This window comes from Pseudomonas sp. GW704-F2 (assembly GCF_059423025.1).
Map to the genome: position 1 here is coordinate 15,014 of NZ_JBWKXO010000038.1, position 19,450 is coordinate 34,463.

The window sequence follows — 19,450 nt, forward strand, 5'->3', positions numbered from 1 at the left end:
TTTTTTGTGTTTTTTGACGCCAAAATACCGCCCCCCTGCGCTAGATACAATGTAACGATCCGTGAACTGACGCAGGCCATCGGGCGCTATACTCTGCGGCTAAATTTTGAAATCGACATACAAGGACTCGCCCATGAAAGCGTTCGGCAAAATCCTGGGTCTGGTACTTCTCGGGCTGTTGCTGATCATTGTGGCTCTCGGCTTTGCCCTGACCCATCTCTTCGATCCCAACGACTACAAAGACGAGATTCGCCAGATTGCCCGCGACAAGGCCCACATCGAGCTGACGCTCAATGGCGACATCGGCTGGAGCCTGTTCCCCTGGCTGGGCCTGGAACTGCACGAAGCCAGCGTCGCGACCCTGACCAACCCGACCCAGCCGTTCGCCGATCTGCAGATGCTCGGCCTGTCGGTACGCGTGTTGCCGCTGCTGCGCCGCGAAGTGCAGATGAGCGATGTGCGCGTCGAAGGCCTGAACCTGCGCCTCAACCGCGACAAGCAAGGCCACGGCAACTGGGAAGACATCGGCAAGAACGCCCCCGAGGCGCCCACCGCTACGCCAACCCCCGTGCAAGCGACGGCACCGGTGACCGAGGTGAAGGCAGAGAAACCGCCGCAGCCCATCCGCCTGGACATCGACAGCCTGACCATCAACAACGCCCGCATCGAATACAACGATGAAGAGACCGGCAAGCAGTTCAGCGCCGAAAGCATCCAGCTGAGTGCGGGCGCCATCCACGAAGGGGCGAGCATTCCGCTGAAGCTCACCGCGTTCCTCGGCAGCAACCAGCCGGTCATGCGCGTCAAGACCGAACTCAACGGCAACCTGCGCATTCAGCGGGCGCTCAAGCGTTATCAGTTCGAAGACATGCGGTTCAGCGGCGAAGCCACCGGCGAGCCGCTGCAAGGCAAAACCGTGACCTTCTCCACCCAGGGCCAACTGCTGGTGGACCTGGCGGCCAACATTGCCGAGTGGACCAACCTGAAACTCTCGGCCAACCAGTTGCGCGCCCTCGGCGAACTGAAGGTCAACGACCTGGACAAGACCCCGCAGCTCAGCGGCGCCCTGTCGATCGCCCAGTTCGACCTGGCCAAGTTCCTCGACAGCATCGGCAACCCGCTGCCACCGATGGCCGAGGGCAGCCTGAGCAAAGTCGAGCTGGTCAGCCGCCTCCAAGGCACGCCGACCCGCCTGGCCCTGGAAGACCTCAACCTGAAACTCGACGGCAGCACCTTCACCGGCCGCGTTGCCGTGGACGATTTCGCCAAGCAATCGCTGCGCGTGCAACTCAAGGGCGACACCTTCAACGCCGACAATTACCTGCCGGCCAAGTCCGAGTCCGCCAAGGGGGCAACCGCCGCACGCCAGGCCGAAGTGCAGAACAGCGAAGCCGGCGCCATGGCCGCCGGTGGCACCACACCGCTGCCGGACGCCCCGACCAAAGGCGCCTGGAGCACCGACAAGCTGCTGCCGCTGACCCGCCTGCGCACGCTGGACGTGGAGGCCGACCTGGCCTTCGGCCAACTGACCCTGAGCAAGCTGCCGATCCAGAACGCCATGCTCAAGGCCAGCGGCCTCGACGGCCAGCTCAAGCTCGACAGCCTGAGCGGCGGCCTCTACAACGGCAGCTTCCAGGCCAATGGCAGCCTCGATGTACGCCAGGACATTCCAGTGCTGGCCCTGCAAAGCCAGATCAAGCAAGTGCCGGTCGAGCGCATCCTGCAAGCCCAGGGGCAGACGCCGCCGGTCAAGGGCCAGATCACCCTCGACAGCAACCTCAGCGGCCGCGGCAACAGCCAAAAGGCACTGATCGACAGCCTCAACGGCAACGCCAGCTTCGTGATCAACAACGGCGTGCTGCTCAACGCCAACCTTGAACAGCAACTGTGTACCGGCATCGCCCTGCTCAACCGCAAGACCTTGAGCAGCGAGCCACGGGCCAAGGACACCCCGTTCCAGGAACTCAGGGGCAACCTGACGTTGCGCAACGGCGTGGCCAACAACCCCGACCTGAAGGTGCGTATCCCCGGCCTTACGGTCAACGGCAACGGCGACATCGACCTGCGCGTGCTGGGCATGGATTATCGCGTCGGCATCATCGTCGAGGGCGATCAACGCGAAGTGCCGGACCCCGCCTGCGAGGTAGGCGCCAACTTCCAGGGCATCGAAGTGCCGCTGCGCTGCCGTGGCCCGCTGGAGCTGGGCGCCAAGGCGTGCCGCCTGGACAAGGACGGCCTCGGCCAGGTCGCCATCAAGGCCGCTGGCAACCGCCTCAACGAGAAGCTGGAAGAGAAGCTCGACAAAGTTAACCCGCAGTTGAAAGACGCGTTGAAAGGCCTGTTCAAACGATGAGAAACGAGCAGTTTTCCGAGGCGGTACTGAACTGGTACGAGCGCCACGGTCGCCATGACCTGCCCTGGCAACAGGGCATCACGCCCTACCGGGTGTGGGTTTCGGAGATCATGCTGCAACAGACCCAGGTCAGCACCGTGCTCAATTACTTCGACCGTTTCATGGCCTCCCTGCCAACGGTCGAAGCCCTGGCGGCCGCGCCGGAAGACGAGGTGCTGCACCTGTGGACCGGCCTCGGCTATTACACCCGGGCGCGCAACCTGCAGAAGACCGCGAAGATTGTCGTGGCCGAGTACGGCGGCGAGTTTCCCCGCGACGTGGAAAAACTCACCGAACTGCCCGGCATCGGCCTGTCCACCGCCGGCGCGATCGCCAGCCTGAGCATGGGCCTGCGCGCGCCGATCCTCGATGGCAACGTCAAACGCGTGCTGGCACGCTTTACCGCGCAGGAGGGCTACCCCGGCGAACCCAAAGTGGCCAAACAGCTCTGGGCCACCGCAGAGCGCTTCACGCCCCATGATCGCGTCAACGCCTACACCCAGGCGATGATGGACATGGGCGCCACCCTGTGTACCCGCAGCAAGCCCAGTTGCCTGTTATGCCCGCTGGAAAAAGGCTGCGAAGCCCACATGCTCGGCCTGGAGACGCGCTACCCGATCCCCAAGCCGCGCAAGACCATCCCCCAGAAGCGCACGCTGATGCCCATGCTGGCCAATGGCGACGGCGCGATCCTGCTTTACCGTCGCCCGTCCACGGGCCTGTGGGGCGGTTTGTGGAGCCTGCCGGAGCTGGACGACCTGCAAGACCTCGAACACCTCGCCCACCAGCACGCGCTGGAGCTGGGCAAACAACAGGAACTGCCGGGGCTGATCCACACCTTCAGCCACTTCCAGCTGGCCATCGAACCCTGGCTGGTCCAGGTCGAGGAATCCGCCCATCACGTGGCCGAGGCCGACTGGCTCTGGTATAACCTCGCCACCCCGCCGCGCCTGGGCCTTGCCGCCCCGGTGAAAAAACTGCTGAAGCGCGCGGCCGACGTATTGAACGCAGGAGTTTCGTCATGACCCGCACCATCATCTGCCGCAAGTACCACGAAGAACTGCCCGCCCTGGAGCGCGCCCCGTTCCCGGGTGCCAAGGGCCAGGACATTTTCGATCACGTCTCCGCCAAGGCCTGGGCCGACTGGCAGAAACACCAGACCCTGCTGATCAACGAAAAACGCCTGAACATGATGAACGCCGAAGACCGCAAATACCTGCAAGGCGAGATGGACAAGTTCTTTTCCGGCGAGGATTACGCCAAGGCCGAAGGCTACGTGCCGCCTGCTCAATAATTGAGCAAAAACCGGGGTCGGCACGTAAGCGACGGTAATAATTAAATATTTTTTGAAAACTTGCTTGACGACCCCCTGAAAAACCCGTTTAATGCGCCCCGTTGCCCAGATAGCTCAGTCGGTAGAGCAGGGGATTGAAAATCCCCGTGTCGGCGGTTCGATTCCGTCTCTGGGCACCACTATTAAGTTTCAGGTGGTGCAACGATCATCTGAAACACCCAAAAAACCCGCCTAGTGCGGGTTTTTTGTTGCCTTCGATTTACCCATCCCGAACCGGGGTGGCTCACCGTCACCCCAGTACGCAATACCCGCCTCGCGCCGCCTACTTGAGCAAGAACACCAACAGCGGATTGTCGTTCAGTCGCCCGTTGAACATCGGCGCCAGGTGTTCCACCGGTGTGCCCTTCAACTGCTCGGTTTCCTTGCGCGCCACGATCACCCAGGACGGCCGTGGCAGCGAGTCCAACTGATCGAGCTGGTTACGCCCGATGAACAGCGGTTGCTCGTCGTGATCCAGGTTCATCATGTAGCGCACTGCCCAGGTGTCCCGCGCAAGGCCGACAAACACCAACGGTCCAGGCTCTTGTGCGCGAAGCGCTTCCACCTGACTGACAAATTGCCGGGTGTCGAACTGCAGGTCCTTGGCCGGCTCTACCACGGTCACCAGCAACAACCACTGCGCCGCCAGTGCGATCGCGCTGAGCCACACCAAACGCCCGGCGCGACGCCAGGCGATCAATGCTGCCCCCTGCAGGATCACCAGCACGCCGATCAGCAACGGCAACGAAACGTCCGGCCAGTAACCGTGCTTCTGCCACCCATGTCGACACACGAAGACTACAACCACGCACAACGCCGGCAGCGCCGCGACGAGCCATGTGTAACAGCGACGCACCCCGACGAACCAGTTCTGTGCGTGGAGCAGCCCATAGGCGGCGACAGCGGCAAACATCGGCACCATGGGCAGGATGTAATAAGCGCGCTTGAAGTGCGGCACCGACAGCCCGAGCAGAATCATCAAGCCGCAGGCGCCGAGCCGCACGACCAGTTGCACGTCGTCATTGCCCCAGCGTTCCGGCCAGCGATGACGCAACGCAACCATGCTCGCCAACGCCATGGGGACCACCGGGAAGTAACGGTACAGACTCAGCTGGAAGTAGAAATAGAACGGCTCGCCGATTTCATCGAGGCGCCCGCCGACCTGCATCTTGAACACTTCATCGGCAAAGGCCTGGCCCCCACTGATCCGCGCCAACCGCATCAGCAGCCACCAGCAACACGCCAACAGCAGCAACCCGATAACGCCGTGGATCAGCACTTGCCTGACCCGCTCCCCCGGACGACCCAACGCCCAATACACACAGGCCACCCCACAGACTTCGATCAAGCCCAATGGCCCGCGAATCGCAAAGCCCAGGATAAACAGCGGGAACACCGCCAACTGCCGCAGCCGCGAGCCAAGGCGTTCGCCACTGTGCAGCAGGTAGAAGCTGCCTACGCACAACAGCGCCACCATCTGATCCAGGCACACCGAGCGCGACTTTTCGAGCAACTGGGTGGTGAGCAAGGTCAGCAGCACCGTCAACAGCGCCCAGGCGCGACTGGAAGGCACCAGCAAGCGATAGATCAGCGCCACCACTCCGGCAGAGGCCAGCGCAGTGGGCAGGACATTCGCCAGGTGGTTGGGCGCACCGAACAGCCGGGCGAATACAAAACTGAAGAACGTCGCCGTACCGGGATAATCCGCGTAGGGCTGGCCGTAGGTAGTGGGGAAAAGACTCGCCCCATGGCGAAACATTTCCTGCATGAACAACGCCCAGCGCCCGTCAAACCCCTGAGGCTGCTGGTCCCAGATCCCCAACGTAAATAACAACAAAGCAATCAGAAAAATGCCCAGAGACTCCAGGCGAAAAGAGTTGCGCTGATCCATCGGTTGTCCTGCCAGGTAGTGAGCGGCGGCTTATGGTGCCCAACACATCCCAAATAGCGCCTGAACAACCCTGAACATTCATGTGCCCGGCCGATCTGCGCGCCACACCAGCATCGGGATCAGGCGAACGTAGATCAGCTCGCCAATCAACTCGACCAGGGTTTGCAGGATCACCGCCGTCGCCGCCAACCCGCGCACGCCTTCGGGCAACGCCAGCGCCAGGGGCAACACCACCAGCGAGTTACGCGTCGCCGCGCTGAACGTCACCGCGCGCGCCGTCACCGCCGGCAGCGCGAACAGGCGCGCGGCGAACATCCCCATCAATGGCGCCAACAGCACGAAGCCAACGTAGACCGGAATCACCGGCAGCAACAGGCTGATATCGCGCACCACCGCGGTGATTTGCGAACCGATCACCACAAACAGCACCGCGGCCATCGCCGGCACCGGCAACCAGGCCCAGGCATCGTTCCAGGCGTTGACGACCGAGGATCGCCGCGCCAGCGAGGTGGTGATCACCGCCAGCACCATCGGTACCACGATCAATAACAGGAACGCCTCGACAAACGGCCGCACCTCCACCACCACCGCGGACTGCGCGCCCAACATCAACCCCAGGTACACCGGCAACAACACCAACTGCAACAGCAGCAGCAGCGGAGTCGCGGCCAGCATCAAGCGCGAATCGCCCTTGCCGATATGGGTAAACACCACCACGTAGTCGATACACGGCGTCAGCAACACCAGCAACGCCCCCACCAGCAACGCCGGGCGCTCCACCAGGCCACGCGTCAGTAGCCACACCAGCACGGGCACGAGAACAAAATTGGCCAGCAGCAACGCCGCCAGGAACCGCTGGTTGCCCACGCCTTGGCGCAGTTGCAGAAACGGGATTTGCAGGAACATCGCATACATCAGCACCGCGATGGCCGGCGTGACCAGCACGCCGAGGCCATGCGCCAATGACGGCGCGAGCAGACCGAAAGCGGCGGCCAGGAGGACGCTGGCGAAGTAGAGGGGAATCTGGTGGTGTTCGAGGGTGTCGCGGGTCATCAGGACGCTCTCGCTGATTGCAAAGGCGCAAGCCTAAGCATCTACTGGCGTGAGGTCGAGTGGTGTGGCCCGATCACATCCCTGGGATATTCCTGGCGAGTGTGTAACACCATCACTATCTCAACGTGCTCCGTCACCCGATAGACCCCCAGGTAGTTTGGATGAACAACCATTTCCCGAGTACCAGACAAGCGACCGTGCTTGAATCCGTATGGCAACGGTCGTAGCTGGCAGCTTGCTCTTCTGTTTCAAACTCCGAAACGATGGGAGAACGTGGAATGCTCATAGAGACCTCCGTAATGGATGCCTGCCAGTCTAATCTGTCCATGGTTGGCTGTCGTTTCTCTCAGATGCGTGGTTTTTTCGGAACAAGCCACTGTGCGCGGGCGTTGTAGGCGTTGTGAGCGCCAGAGATTAGTGAGTCAGCGGAACGAAGTACAAGTGCTGGCAAACTGGCCAACCGTTACCAAAAATAAAAAATCGGCACAGGCCCAAAACGATGAATTTGAATGATGCCTCTTCGCTAACGCCTGCAACTCAACCCAGCCAAAACACTTCCTTCAGAGCACCCGCCGCAGACGGCTACCCGCTTGGCGGCTTCACCTGGCGCCACATCCGAAGCGACCCTACACGCCCGGTCGTCATCATCAACGCCGCCACCTCCGTGCGCTGTCGCCACTATTCACGCTTCGCCGACTACCTGTTCGCCAACGGCTTCGATGTCATCACCTACGACTATCGCGGCATCGGCGAGTCCCGCCGTGGCTCGCTGCGAGGCTTCAAGGCCTCATGGTCGGATTGGGGCCGCCTGGATTTCGAGGCGATATTGCAGCGGGCGCAGCGCGAGTTCCCGGGGCAGCCGATCGACGTGGTCGGTCACAGCTTCGGCGGCTGTGCAGCGGGGCTGGGGGCGTCCGGCGCAGTGATCCGGCGCCTGGTGACGGTGGGCGCGCAATTCGCCTACTGGCGCGATTACGCCGCGAGCGGGCGCTGGCGCATGGTTGGCAAGTGGCATGTGGTGATGCCACTGGTGACGGCGCTGTTCGGCTACTTCCCGGGCAAGCGCCTGGGCTGGCTGGAGGATACGCCGGCCGGCGTGGTACGGGACTGGAGCGCGCCGACGCCGAGCTATGAAACACGGCCCAGCGGGCGCGCCTTGGGTGAACTGCCGTTTGCCCGGCTAACGGCGCAGGTGCTGGCGATCAGCATCACCGACGATCCCTTCGGCACCGTGCCGGCCATCGAGCGCTTGCTGAGCTACTTCGCCAGCAGCGAACGCACTCACCTGCGCATCGCCCCTGACGATATCGGAGAAACACAGGTCGGACATTTCGCGTTCTTTCGCAGCGAGTATGAGGATCGGCTGTGGCCGATTGCGCTGGCATGGCTGAAGCACGGCGCGCTAACACCCGGCACACCGGGCCGTCGCATGACGGCGCGCGTCTAGAACCCCTTGGGATTTCCCTCAACCTGCGCTTCAATACCCACCCAGATCCTGAACCAAGGACGTGAGCCCATGGCCTCGCCGAACAAGCAGCAAAAACGTGCCCACCGGGCAAAGGCCAAGGCCAAGCAAAACCGTACCCAACGCGCCGTCGCGAGCAAGCCGGATGCATTTGCCGGCGATGACAGCCGCATCGATCTTGAGTCGGTGGATTTGACTGAATTGTTTGTCGAAATGCGTACTGCCGGCGAAATCAGCCAGCAAGCGCTGTGCGCGGCATTCCTGGCGCACCCGCTGTTGGCATTGGTGCTGGAGCAGGAAGGCGAAGAAGAGGCCACCGACTTTATCCTGGCGGCACTGATCGAATATCGGCAGTGGGCTACCGACACCGAGGATGAAGCGGCAGCCCTGGCGTGGGTCGAGTCGCCGCAGTTCCAGGCGGATTACGTCGCCGCATCCCAGGCGCTGGTGATTTCCCAAGACTGACGCAAAACGCAATGTGGGAGGGGGCTTGCCCCCGATTGCAGTGTGCCAGTCGACATCTAATTGACTGATACACCGCTATCGGGGGCAAGCCCCCTCCCACATTTGAACTGCGGCGCAATCAAGCACCGCACTCCATCACATCAATTCAGTACTGCAGCGCCTACGCTCTGGGCCTTGCGACGGCTCGAAACGAGCAGCCCCGCCGCCACCACCAGCAAGCTCAAGACCCCGGTCGCGATGATCTCGACCCGATGGGCTTCCTGGAACAGCATGATCCCCAGCGTACCGACGATGAACACCATCACCGCGTAGGTCAGGCCTGGGAACAACCACATTTTGAACGCGAGCGTCTCGCCCGCCGCAGTACGCTTCTGACGCATGCGCAGTTGCGACACCGCAATCACCAGGTACACCAGCAACGCAATGGCGCCGGAACTGGCGAGCAGGAATTCGAACACCGCCGCCGGTGCCACGTAGTTGGCGAAGACCGCCAGGAACGCTGCGCCGGTGGACAGCATCACCGCCCAGTAAGGCGTGCCGCTTTTGTTGGTGCGCTTGGACACGGCGGGTGCATCACCACGACGGCCCAGGGAAAACAGCATGCGCGAGGCGGTGTACAGCGCCGAGTTGAGGCAGCTGGTCACGGCAACCAAGACCACAAGGTCAACGATCAGCTTGGCATTCGGGATACCCATGCTTTCCAGCACTGTCTGGTAGGAACCTACGGCAGCCAGGGTCGGATCGTTCCAAGGCACCAGGGACACCACGATGAAGATCGACAGCAGGTAGAACAAACCAATCCGCCAGATCACCGAGTTGGTGGCCTTGGTGATCTGCTGGCCCGGGTCCTTCGACTCGGCGGCCGCGATGGTGACAATCTCGGTGCCCATGAACGAGAACATGGTGGTCAGGATGGCCGCCAGCACAGCGCCCATGCCGTTCGGCATGAAGCCCTGGGTGTCGAACAGGTGCGAGACACCGCTGACCTGGCTGGTCGGCAGGAAGCCGAAGATCGCCAGCAGGCCGAGGATCACAAAGCCCACGATCGCGACGACTTTGATCAGCGCGAACCAGAACTCGAACTCACCGTAGTGTTTCACGCTGAACAGGTTGGTCGCCGTCAGCAGCAAGGTGATGATCAGGGTAAACGCCCAGATGGCCACGCCGGGGAACCAGGCATGGAGGATGGTCGCGGCGGCGTTGGCTTCCAATGGAATCACCAGCACCCAGAACCACCAGTACAGCCAGCCGATGGTGAAACCGGCCCAGTGACCGATCGCCCGATCGGCGTAGGTAGAGAACGAACCGGTGTCCGGCGACGCCACGGCCATTTCGGCCAACATCCGCATCACCAAGACCACCAGCGCACCGGCGGCGGCATACGCCAGCAGTACCGCAGGGCCGGCGGCGGCGATCGCGTGGCCGGAGCCGACAAACAAACCGGCACCGATGACGCCGGCAATCGACAACATGGTGACGTGACGCGGTTTGAGCCCCTGTTCGAGGTCATTGGAGCTATGCGTACTACTCATTGACACACCTTTAAACGAGGAATTGCGAAAACGGTCCGCCCGGCGCGTGCCTTTTACGTGAAAAGAAACAAACAGGGCGTTCTTTATTTTTTACGCAATATTTGCGCCAAAATGTTACAAAACCCCGATTGACGCGGGCTGTAGGACGATCCAGCAGCCCTCGCAAGTCATTGAGAATGCTGGCATTCCGCTACAGCGTTACCGAGCGACTCACTTTTACCCGAACGCGCGCACCACAAATACACACAAAAAGTACGTGACGCCCCATAAAAGGGCCGATGATCACCGTTTGCCCGGTTAACCCTTCCAACACCCGCCCAAAGCTGGCACCATCGCGCCCTTTTTCACGCGAAGCCTGCGGGTTTTTCAGGTTCAAACGGCTGTTCGGTTGTTGATGGCGCGACACGCCGCTGTGTCGATGCGACACCTTGCCGCAGACCACCTGTTAAGCATCCGCCGCGCTGTTGGCTGCCATCCGGACGCTATGCTAGGTTGGCGCCTCGCCAGGAAGGCGACCCAACAGCAGGAACGCAACGAACACAATGAGGACCGCACATGGCTCTGGCCGCGCCCGCGCTTGAAATCCGCAACTTGCATAAACGCTATGGTGAGCTGGAGGTACTCAAAGGTATCTCGCTGACCGCTCGCGACGGCGATGTGATCTCGATCCTGGGTTCCTCCGGTTCCGGCAAGTCCACATTCCTGCGCTGCATCAACCTGCTGGAAAACCCGCACCAGGGCCAGATCCTGGTGGCCGGCGAAGAGCTCAAGCTCAAGGCCGCGAAGAACGGCGAGCTGATAGCCGCCGACGGCAAGCAGATCAACCGCCTGCGCAGCGAAATCGGTTTTGTGTTTCAAAACTTTAACCTGTGGCCGCACATGAGCATCCTCGACAACATCATCGAGGCCCCACGCCGTGTGCTCGGCCAGAGCAAGGCCGAAGCCATCGAAGTGGCCGAAGCCCTGCTGGCCAAGGTCGGCATCGGCGACAAGCGTCACGCCTACCCCGCGCAATTGTCCGGCGGCCAGCAGCAGCGGGCGGCCATCGCGCGTACCCTGGCGATGCAGCCGAAAGTCATCCTGTTCGACGAACCCACCTCGGCCCTTGACCCGGAAATGGTCCAGGAAGTACTTAATGTGATCCGCGCGCTGGCCGAAGAAGGCCGCACCATGCTGCTGGTCACCCATGAAATGGGCTTCGCCCGCCAGGTGTCCAGTGAAGTGGTGTTCTTGCACCAAGGCCTGGTCGAAGAGCAAGGATCGCCACAGCAGGTGTTTGAAAACCCGCTTTCGGCGCGCTGCAAACAATTCATGTCCAGCAACCGCTAACGGAGCAACATGCATGCAGAACTATAAAAAATTCCTTCTGGCCGCGGCCGTTTCGATGGCGTTCAGCGCCTCGGCCATGGCAGAAACCCTGAAAATGGGGATCGAAGCGGCCTACCCGCCGTTCAACAATAAAGATGCCAGCGGCAACGTCGTCGGCTTCGACAAAGACATCGGCGACGCCCTGTGCGCCAAGATGAAAGTCGAGAAGTGCGAAGTGTATGTATCGGACTGGGACGGCATCATCCCGGCGCTGAACGCGAAGAAATTCGACTTCCTGGTGTCCTCGCTGTCGATCACCGACGAACGCAAGCAGGCCGTCGACTTCACCGACCCGTACTACTCCAACAAGCTGCAGTTCATCGCACCTAAAGCCACGGCAGACTTCAAGACCGACGCGGCCTACCTGAAAGGCAAGATCATCGGCGCACAACGCGCGACGTTGGCCGGCACCTACCTGGAAGACAAGCTGCCAGACACCACCAGCAAGCTCTACGACACCCAGGAAAACGCCTACCTCGACCTGACGTCCGGCCGCCTGGACGGCATCCTCGCCGACAAGTACGTGCAGTACGAATGGCTCAAGAGCAAAGACGGTTCTGCCTACGAATTCAAGGGCGACCCGGTGGTCGAGAGCGACAAGATCGGTATCGCCGTGCGCAAAGGCGACCCGCTGCGTGAACGCCTGAACAAAGCCCTGGCAGAGATCAAGGCCGACGGCACCTACAAGAAGATCAACGACAAGTACTTCCCTTTCAGCATCGAATGATCTGAACGGTATGCCCGACGCGCTCCCAGGGGCGCGTCGGCTTTCAGCTTTGCCTGCCGCGATATGAAAACACCATGAATTTCGATCTCTACGGATTCGGCCCGGCGCTCGCCGCTGGCGCGCTGATGACCGTCAAGCTGGCGCTCACGGCCCTGTGCCTGGGGCTGGTACTCGGCCTGGCCGGCGCTTTGGCCAAGACGTCCCCATACAAGCTGCTGCAGTGGCTGGGCGGGACTTACTCGACCCTCGTTCGCGGTATTCCCGAACTGTTGTGGGTGTTGCTGATTTATTTCGGCACGGTCAACCTGATGCGTGCCCTCGGGGAGTTTTTCGGTAACCCCGACCTTTCCCTCAGCGCCTTCGCCGCCGGGGTCATCGCCCTGGGCCTGTGCTTTGGCGCCTACGCCACGGAAGTGTTCCGTGGCGCGATCCTCGCCATTCCCAAGGGCCACCGTGAAGCCGGTGTGGCATTGGGCCTGTCGAAGTTTCGCATCTTCACCCGCTTGATCATGCCGCAGATGTGGCGCATCGCCCTGCCGGGCCTGGGCAACCTGTTCATGATCCTGATGAAAGACACCGCGCTGGTATCGGTGATCGGCCTCGAAGAAATCATGCGCCATGCGCAGATCGGCGTGACCGTGACCAAGCAGCCGTTCACCTTCTTCATGGTGGCGGCGTTCATGTACCTGGGCCTCACCGTGCTGGCCATGACTGGCATGCACTTCCTGGAAAAACGCGCCAGTCGCGGCTTTGCAAGGAGCACCCAATGAACGGCGACTACAGCTGGCTGTCCCATTTCGACCTGGGCCTGAACTGGGCCGTGATCATCAAGTGGCTGCCCAAACTGGCCCAGGGCGCGACCCTCACCCTCGAGCTGGTGGCCATTGCGGTGATTGCCGGCCTGCTGCTGGCGATCCCGCTGGGCATCGCCCGCTCTTCGCGCCGCTGGTACGTGCGGACCCTGCCCTATTGCTACATTTTCTTCTTTCGCGGCACGCCGTTGCTGGTGCAACTGTTCCTGGTCTACTACGGCCTGGCGCAGTTCGATGCGGTGCGTAACAGCTTCATGTGGCCGTACCTGCGCGATCCGTTCTGGTGCGCCACCGCCACCATGACCCTGCACACCGCCGCCTATATCGCCGAAATCCTGCGCGGTGCGATCCAGGCCATCCCGCCGGGTGAAATCGAAGCGGCGCGGGCCCTGGGCATGTCCAAGCCGAAGACGCTGTTCTACATCATCCTGCCGCGCGCCGCGCGCATCGGCCTGCCGGCGTACAGCAACGAAGTGATCCTGATGCTCAAGGCCAGCGCCCTGGCCAGCACCGTGACGCTGCTCGAACTGACCGGCATGGCGCGCACCATCATTGCGCGCACATACCTGCCAGTGGAGATCTTCTTCGCCGCCGGGATGTTCTACCTGCTGATGGCCTATGTGCTGGTGCGCGGTTTCAAACTGCTGGAACGCTGGCTGCGGGTCGATGCCTGCCAGGGACGTTGAAGCGCACTTCCAGGCGCTGGATGCGTTCCTCAGCGAACACCAGGGGCTGTGGCGACCACGGCCCTTCACGCATCGCCAGTTACCCTGGGAATCCCAACATCCCGCGCTCGCCCAGTGGCTGCGCCGGCGCTCGCTGGCCGACGCGGAAAGCAGCCACAACCGGCCCCATGAGCTGCCCGCCCCGGCGCCTTTTCCACAGCTGGCCGCGCAGGCGCTGCGCCTCAGTGCTGTGGATAAGTTACCGACGCAGCCCCTGGCACCCGCCCGCCAGCGCCTGAACGTCGATGTGCCCGGCCGCAAGTGGCAACAGATCGAAGCCTTCGGCGCCGCCCTGGGGTTCGCGCAACTACCGCGGCACTGGCTGGACTGGTGCGCCGGCAAAGGCCACCTCGGCCGCCGCCTGCTGCACAGCGGGCAGCAACTGACCTGCCTGGAATACGATCCGGCCCTGATCGCCGCCGGGCAGGCCTTGAGCGACCACCATCAACTGCCCGTCACCCATCACCTGCAAGACGTACTGGCCGACGTGACGGTCAGCGCCGAACACACACCCGTCGCCCTGCACGCCTGCGGCGACCTGCACGTGCGCCTGCTGCAACTGGCCAGCACTGCTGGCTGCAAGCAACTGGCGCTGGCACCCTGCTGCTACAACCGCATCCGCACCGACCGCTATCAGCCACTGTCGAGCGTCGGCCGCGCTTCGGCGTTGCGCTTATCGGTGGATGACCTGGGGCTGCCCCTCAGTGAAACCGTCACTGCCGGCAAGCGGGTGCGCCGGCAACGGGATACGTCCATGGCCAGGCGCCTGGGTTTCGATCACTTGCAGCGCCAATTGCGCCATTGCGACACGTACCTGCCCACGCCGTCCCTGCCCGCCAGTTGGCTGGATAAACCCTTCGCCGACTATTGCCGCGAGTTGGCCGGCCTCAAAGGTTTATCCACAGGCGAGCAGGATTGGACAGCGCTGGAGGCACACGGCTGGCGGCGCTTGGCCGAGGTCAGAAACCTGGAACTGCTGCGAGGGTTGTTCCGCCGCCCGCTGGAGCTGTGGCTGGTGCTGGATCGGGCTCTGTTTCTGCGGGAACAGGGCTACACCGTGGCGGTAGGCAGCTTCTGCGAAACCACCCTGACCCCACGCAACCTTATGGTGCTGGCTGAGCGCGATTAAAGCGCATTTTTTCCTACGCGCGCCCTGTGGATAACTCTGTTGATGAAATCCTTACAGAAGCTGTAACCATCTGCGCTACAGGCCAAATGCCATACTGATCATTTTTTGTGCAGCGAATAAAACGCACGCAAAACAGGCGGTTGCGCCATATTGAGAATGGCTCCACCCAGACCCCACTCGATGCCATCGGCGACCTGCCGATTGTGCATAAGCATTTCGCGTTCAGCGCATAAAGCGTGATTTAGCGGGCTTTTTTCCGTGCGATCAACAACCGGCACAGCCTCTTGAGATCGTCGCAGGCGGCGCTCGCCGCCAAGTTATCCAGCGGGTCCGTGGCAAAGGCCAGGGCTTCGCTGATCGATGGATCGCGATGCACCACGTCCAACGGATTGTCGCCCAGGCGCAGTTTGAAGGCATTGACCATGTCCCGGCTGAACGCCGAGTTTTCTTCCAGTTGATTGATCACATAGTGGCAATGTGGCGGGTGTTCACGCTCAAGATAAGGCGCCAGCACCGCGTCCAACTGGTCAAGCGTGCCGAGGCATGCGGCATTCGGCTGGACGACGACCAATACGCTATCGGCCACGCTCAACGCTTGATGCAGATAGACGTTATTACCGGCGGGGGTGTCGATGAGCATGAGCGGGCGCTCGCTCAACCCCAGGGTCGACAGGTGCTGCGCCAACCACTCCGGTTCACGCGTGAGCCAACGTTGCAGGTTGTCCTTCTGCTTGATATCGGTGTGCCCGAAGGGGATCACGCGGCAGCCGGCAAACCCTGTTTGCAGGAGCGTCTCCCAGCGCGTATTGAGCAGGCTGGCGCGGCCGACGCCCAGGAGCTCCGGGGCCACGCCGAAATGCTGGCGCAATGCGTTTTGAGGGTCCAGATCCAGCGCCACCACCGACTCCCCCAAGCGCTGCAAGCCGCTGCTCAACGCCGTGGCCAGGGTGCTGCGGCCAACGCCGCCATTGACCGAGACCAGCGCCACCACGGTTGGGCGCGGTGTGCTCAAGTCATAATGATGAGGTTGTTCATACGCCGCTGGCGCATTGGCGCAAAAGCGCGAGCCGTCTTTCTGGTTAGCGCGGGTGCCATCATCGAATGGAAGGGTGCCGAAAAAGTGCAGCCGAGCGTTCCGTGCCTTGGGCTCCCGGGTCAGGCTCTTGCCGGACGGGGCAAACAGATCATCGGTACGGCTCATGGCCATAACTCCTTCACAGTGCCATTAAAGACGTGAAAGGTCGGCAAGATAAGGCTGACCGCAAGTCTTTTTGTCGGCGCTTTGGTTGCGACATTCTGTGACAGGCGTTATGAGGTGTCATTATTTTGATGGAATTGCCGCCACCCTTTCAGACGAGCGGAAAATAGCCAATTTACCGGCACTTATTCAGGATAAATTGCTACAAAGTGATTTCATCGTGCCATTGTTTTTTACCCGGTATCACCGCACCATTGCCGCACCTTCAATGCTGCAAGCTCGGGTATTCGCAGTGGCGATACGCTTTAACTTCCCTCGGTTCCTGTACGGTCTGGCCATCACGCTGTTGCTGGGTGGCGGCCTGCTGGGCAATCTGCTCGCCGATTGGGATTTCAGCCAGATCAGCCGCCGCGCCGAGGCGCTTTACGGGCCCCTGGGCGCCGGGCGCCAGCGTATCGATGCCTGGCAACACCTGCTCACGGCGCAAAAGCAGGTCAGCGAGACCGAACAACTCAACGTGGTCAACTTGTTCTTTAACCGCCAGTTGCACTACGAAGAAGATATCGACCTGTGGCACGAGATCGATTATTGGGCGACGCCCATTCAATCCCTGTGGAAAGGTGCCGGTGATTGTGAAGACTATGCCATCGCCAAATACTTCAGCCTGCGTCACTTGGGCGTGCCGGCCGAGAAGCTGCGCATAACCTACGTCAAGGCCTTGCGCCAGAATCGCGCGCATATGGTACTGACCTATTATGCAAGCCCGGAAGCCATGCCGTTGGTACTCGACAGCCTGATGGACCCCATTCTGCCGGCCAGCCAACGTCCGGACCTGCTGCCCGTCTACGCTTTCAACGGCGAAGGGTTGTGGCTGACCGGCGCGGCGGGCAACAAAAAAGTCGGTGATAGCAAGCGCCTGTCACGCTGGCAGGATGTCTTGAAAAAAATGACCGCCGAAGGTTTTCCGGCCAGTTCGGATAATTAACAGGAGCTACGATGTCACTGTTCAAACAATTGCTGATCGCTATCTGTGTGTTTCTAGTGGTTGCCTTCAGCGGTAGCTTCATCGTCAGCCTGGAAAGCTCGCGTGCGCAGTACGTCAACCAGTTGCGTTCCCACGCCCAGGATGCGGCCACCGCACTGGCGCTGTCGCTGACGCCGAACATCGATGACCCGGCGATGACCGAGCTGATGGTCAGTTCGATTTTTGACAGTGGCTACTACGCGAGCATCCGCGTGGTGGACCTGAGCAATAACCAGGTGCTGGTGGAGCGTGCCGCCGAGCCTGATGCCAGCGGCGTGCCGGCCTGGTTCGTGAAAATGATCGGCCTCGCGCCGGCCGGCGGCGATGCCATCGTCAGCCGAGGCTGGCAGCAGGCGGCACGGGTCGAGGTGATCAGCCACCCGATGTTCGCCCTGGCCAAACTGTGGCAGAGCGCGTTGGGCAGCCTGGGCTGGTTGCTGCTCTGCGGCGCCGCGAGTGCGGTGCTCGGCGCGCTGTTGCTGCGCCGTCAGTTGAAGCCGCTGGACTATATGGTCGAGCAGTCCCACGCCATCGCGCGGCGCGAATTCATCAGTTTGCCCGACCTGCCCCGCACCCCCGAACTGCGGCGCGTGGTGCAGGCCATGAACCAGATGGTCGAGAAGCTCAAGGCGTTGTTCAATGAACAGACCGAGCGCAGCGAAAAGCTGCGCGTGGAGTCCTACCAGGACAGCCTGACCGGGCTGGCCAACCGGCGCTATTTCGAGATGCAGCTCAACTCGCGGGTCAGCAACCTGGAAGAAGCCAGTTCAGGCTACCTGCTGATCTTGCGGGTCAACGACCTCGCCGGTCTCAACCAGCGCCTGGGCGGGCAACGCACCGACCAACTGCTGCAAGCCGTCAGCCAGCAACTGGTGCGGACCTGCGCCAAGTACCCGGAAACCCACAACCTGATCACCCGCAGCCGCGGCGGCGAGTTCGCGGTGCTTGCCCCGGGCCTGGTGCGTCACGAAGCGGTGCAATTGGCCCAGGCGCTGGAAACCACCCTGCAGAGCCTGTACGAAACGGGCGCCACAGACATGCAGAGCGTGGCCTACATCGGCCTCGCGCCCTACAACCCCGGCGATGCCTCGGCAGACCTGTTGAAGCTGGCCGATCAGGCCCTGGCCCAGGCTGAAGCCAGTAGCGGCCAAACCTGGGTATGCCTGGAGCGCCAGACCCGGGACACCGTCAGCGACGACCCGCATAGCTGGCACACCCTGCTCGACGAGGCCCTGAATCAGGGGCGCTTCCGCTTGTTTTTCCAGCCGGTGGTCAGTAGCAGCGATACCCGTCAGGTGCTGCACTACAAGGTACTGTCGCGCCTGCTCGACAACCAGGACCAGACCATTGCGGCGGGGCACTTCCTGCCCTGGCTGGAGCGCTTCGGCTGGACCGCACGCCTTGACCAATTGATGCTCGACCTGGTGATCAAACACCTGGCACAACACAACCAATCGGTGGCGTTGAACCTCTCGGCGGCGACCTTGAATGACCCACAAGCCCTGGAGCGGATGTTCGAGCGATTGGCGCAACACCCGACACTCGGTACGCGCCTGACGCTGGAGATCGGCGAAGAGCAAGTGCCCGAGCAAGCCCAGCTGGAGCGTCTCACCCGGCGCCTGCGCAGCCTCGGATACAGCCTCGGCCTGCAACGTTTCGGCGGGCGTTTCAGCATGATCGGCAACCTGGCGAACCTGGGCCTGGCGTACCTCAAAATCGACGGCAGCTACATCCGTACCATTGATCAGGAAAGCCACAAGCGCTTTTTTATCGAGGCGATCCAGCGTGCCGCCCACAGCATCGATCTGCCGTTGATTGCAGAACGCGTGGAAACCGAAGGTGAGTTGCGCGTGATTCGCGAGATGGGCATCGAAGGGGTGCAAGGCCAACTGGTCGGTGAACCCGCGCCGTGGACGTGGAGCGCCGAGTAATCATGCCGGCTTGACGCTCATGCCGTGAAAGAGGTGCGTGCGCCTCAGATCAAACCGCTTTCATCGTCATTGATCAGCTCACTCAAACCGCCCAGCGCCGTCCGTGCCTGGGTACGCTCCATCACCTTGACCTGCGCGGCGGGCGGCAGGTCAGTGATGCGGATCACGCCCTTGGCGGTCAGCACCTGGATCAAGTCATCGAGCACCCGAATCATCTCGGAGTCGCTCTGTTGGAGCTGCTTGAGGCTGTTGTCGATCACATCCGTGGCAAACCACGCCTGAATGTCCTGATGATCCGCCGGTAGAGTCCCGGTGGATTCGGCGAAGGCCTGCGCCTCGACGCGAACCAAAGCGTTGTATTGATCGCGTTGCACGTAGAACATCAGCGTTCTCCCAATAAAAAAT

At 61.7% G+C, this 19,450-nt stretch carries 17 protein-coding genes, 1 tRNA gene and 1 pseudogene; 13 read left to right on the forward strand and 6 right to left on the reverse strand.

Annotated features, from left to right (window positions below; translation table 11 throughout):
- The first annotated feature begins 133 nt into the window (after positions 1–133).
- The 4 genes from AC07W0_RS24665 (at position 134) to AC07W0_RS24680 (ending at position 3,865) form a co-directional block, all read left to right on the forward strand.
- Complete coding sequence (locus AC07W0_RS24665) at positions 134–2,353, forward strand: AsmA family protein (protein WP_102618614.1); 2,220 nt, start codon at positions 134–136, stop codon at positions 2,351–2,353.
- Positions 2,350–3,417 carry an A/G-specific adenine glycosylase gene (gene mutY / locus AC07W0_RS24670; protein WP_102618613.1) on the forward strand — a complete coding sequence of 356 codons (1,068 nt, stop codon included), beginning with the start codon at positions 2,350–2,352 and terminating at the stop codon, positions 3,415–3,417. Before AC07W0_RS24665 ends, mutY begins: the two co-directional genes overlap by 4 nt.
- A complete protein-coding gene (locus tag AC07W0_RS24675; RefSeq protein ID WP_017849944.1) occupies positions 3,414–3,686 on the forward strand; it encodes an oxidative damage protection protein in 273 nt (90 codons plus the stop codon). The genes mutY and AC07W0_RS24675 overlap by 4 nt, the downstream gene beginning before the upstream one ends.
- 103 nt (positions 3,687–3,789) lie before the next feature.
- A tRNA-Phe gene (locus tag AC07W0_RS24680) sits at positions 3,790–3,865 on the forward strand.
- Positions 3,866–4,008: 143 nt separating this feature from the next.
- On the opposite strand, the gene AC07W0_RS24685 is transcribed toward AC07W0_RS24680, so the two are convergent.
- The 3 genes and pseudogenes from AC07W0_RS24685 to AC07W0_RS24695 form a co-directional block, all read right to left on the reverse strand.
- Positions 4,009–5,616: an ArnT family glycosyltransferase gene (locus AC07W0_RS24685; RefSeq protein ID WP_102618612.1), complete on the reverse strand. Its 1,608-nt coding sequence runs from the start codon at positions 5,614–5,616 to the stop codon at positions 4,009–4,011.
- 78 nt (positions 5,617–5,694) lie between these two features.
- On the reverse strand, positions 5,695–6,669 hold the full coding sequence (locus AC07W0_RS24690) for an arsenic resistance protein (protein WP_102618611.1): 975 nt from the start codon (positions 6,667–6,669) through the stop codon (positions 5,695–5,697).
- A gap of 41 nt (positions 6,670–6,710) precedes the next feature.
- Positions 6,711–6,866, reverse strand: a pseudogene (locus AC07W0_RS24695) (type II toxin-antitoxin system RelE/ParE family toxin); the annotation flags it as partial.
- Between the two features lie 302 nt (positions 6,867–7,168).
- On the opposite strand from AC07W0_RS24695, the gene AC07W0_RS24700 reads away from it, so the two are divergent.
- Complete coding sequence (locus tag AC07W0_RS24700) at positions 7,169–8,116, forward strand: alpha/beta hydrolase family protein (RefSeq protein WP_102618609.1); 948 nt, start codon at positions 7,169–7,171, stop codon at positions 8,114–8,116.
- A 69-nt stretch (positions 8,117–8,185) separates the two neighbouring features.
- Entirely contained in the window at positions 8,186–8,599 is a 414-nt protein-coding gene (locus AC07W0_RS24705) for a hypothetical protein (RefSeq protein ID WP_046385011.1), read from the forward strand.
- Between the two features lie 140 nt (positions 8,600–8,739).
- Here the strand turns inward: AC07W0_RS24705 and gabP are convergent, their stop codons facing one another.
- A complete protein-coding gene (gabP, locus tag AC07W0_RS24710) occupies positions 8,740–10,131 on the reverse strand; it encodes a GABA permease (protein ID WP_017849950.1) in 1,392 nt (463 codons plus the stop codon).
- Positions 10,132–10,686: 555 nt separating this feature from the next.
- Here gabP and AC07W0_RS24715 point away from each other — a divergent pair.
- The 5 genes from AC07W0_RS24715 (at position 10,687) to AC07W0_RS24735 (ending at position 14,892) form a co-directional block, all read left to right on the forward strand.
- Positions 10,687–11,460: an ABC transporter ATP-binding protein gene (locus AC07W0_RS24715; protein ID WP_017849951.1), complete on the forward strand. Its 774-nt coding sequence runs from the start codon at positions 10,687–10,689 to the stop codon at positions 11,458–11,460.
- Positions 11,461–11,473: 13 nt separating this feature from the next.
- Positions 11,474–12,226, forward strand: coding sequence for an ABC transporter substrate-binding protein (locus tag AC07W0_RS24720; protein WP_017849952.1), 753 nt, complete (start codon positions 11,474–11,476; stop codon positions 12,224–12,226).
- A gap of 74 nt (positions 12,227–12,300) precedes the next feature.
- A complete protein-coding gene (locus AC07W0_RS24725) occupies positions 12,301–12,996 on the forward strand; it encodes an ABC transporter permease (RefSeq protein WP_017849953.1) in 696 nt (231 codons plus the stop codon).
- A 38-nt stretch (positions 12,997–13,034) separates the two neighbouring features.
- Positions 13,035–13,724: an ABC transporter permease gene (locus AC07W0_RS24730; protein WP_102618618.1), complete on the forward strand. Its 690-nt coding sequence runs from the start codon at positions 13,035–13,037 to the stop codon at positions 13,722–13,724.
- A complete protein-coding gene (locus tag AC07W0_RS24735; protein WP_102618608.1) occupies positions 13,705–14,892 on the forward strand; it encodes a methyltransferase in 1,188 nt (395 codons plus the stop codon). The genes AC07W0_RS24730 and AC07W0_RS24735 overlap by 20 nt, the downstream gene beginning before the upstream one ends.
- Positions 14,893–15,133: 241 nt before the next feature.
- On the opposite strand, the gene bcsQ is transcribed toward AC07W0_RS24735, so the two are convergent.
- On the reverse strand, positions 15,134–16,093 hold the full coding sequence (bcsQ, locus tag AC07W0_RS24740; protein ID WP_102618607.1) for a cellulose biosynthesis protein BcsQ: 960 nt from the start codon (positions 16,091–16,093) through the stop codon (positions 15,134–15,136).
- 265 nt (positions 16,094–16,358) lie between these two features.
- On the opposite strand from bcsQ, the gene lapG reads away from it, so the two are divergent.
- Entirely contained in the window at positions 16,359–17,075 is a 717-nt protein-coding gene (lapG, locus tag AC07W0_RS24745) for a cysteine protease LapG (protein WP_017849958.1), read from the forward strand.
- An 11-nt stretch (positions 17,076–17,086) separates the two neighbouring features.
- Positions 17,087–19,045, forward strand: coding sequence for a cyclic di-GMP receptor LapD (lapD, locus tag AC07W0_RS24750; RefSeq protein WP_046385016.1), 1,959 nt, complete (start codon positions 17,087–17,089; stop codon positions 19,043–19,045).
- A 44-nt stretch (positions 19,046–19,089) separates the two neighbouring features.
- On the opposite strand, the gene AC07W0_RS24755 is transcribed toward lapD, so the two are convergent.
- Positions 19,090–19,428 carry a hypothetical protein gene (locus AC07W0_RS24755; protein ID WP_017849960.1) on the reverse strand — a complete coding sequence of 113 codons (339 nt, stop codon included), beginning with the start codon at positions 19,426–19,428 and terminating at the stop codon, positions 19,090–19,092.
- Between the last annotated feature and the right edge of the window lie 22 nt (positions 19,429–19,450).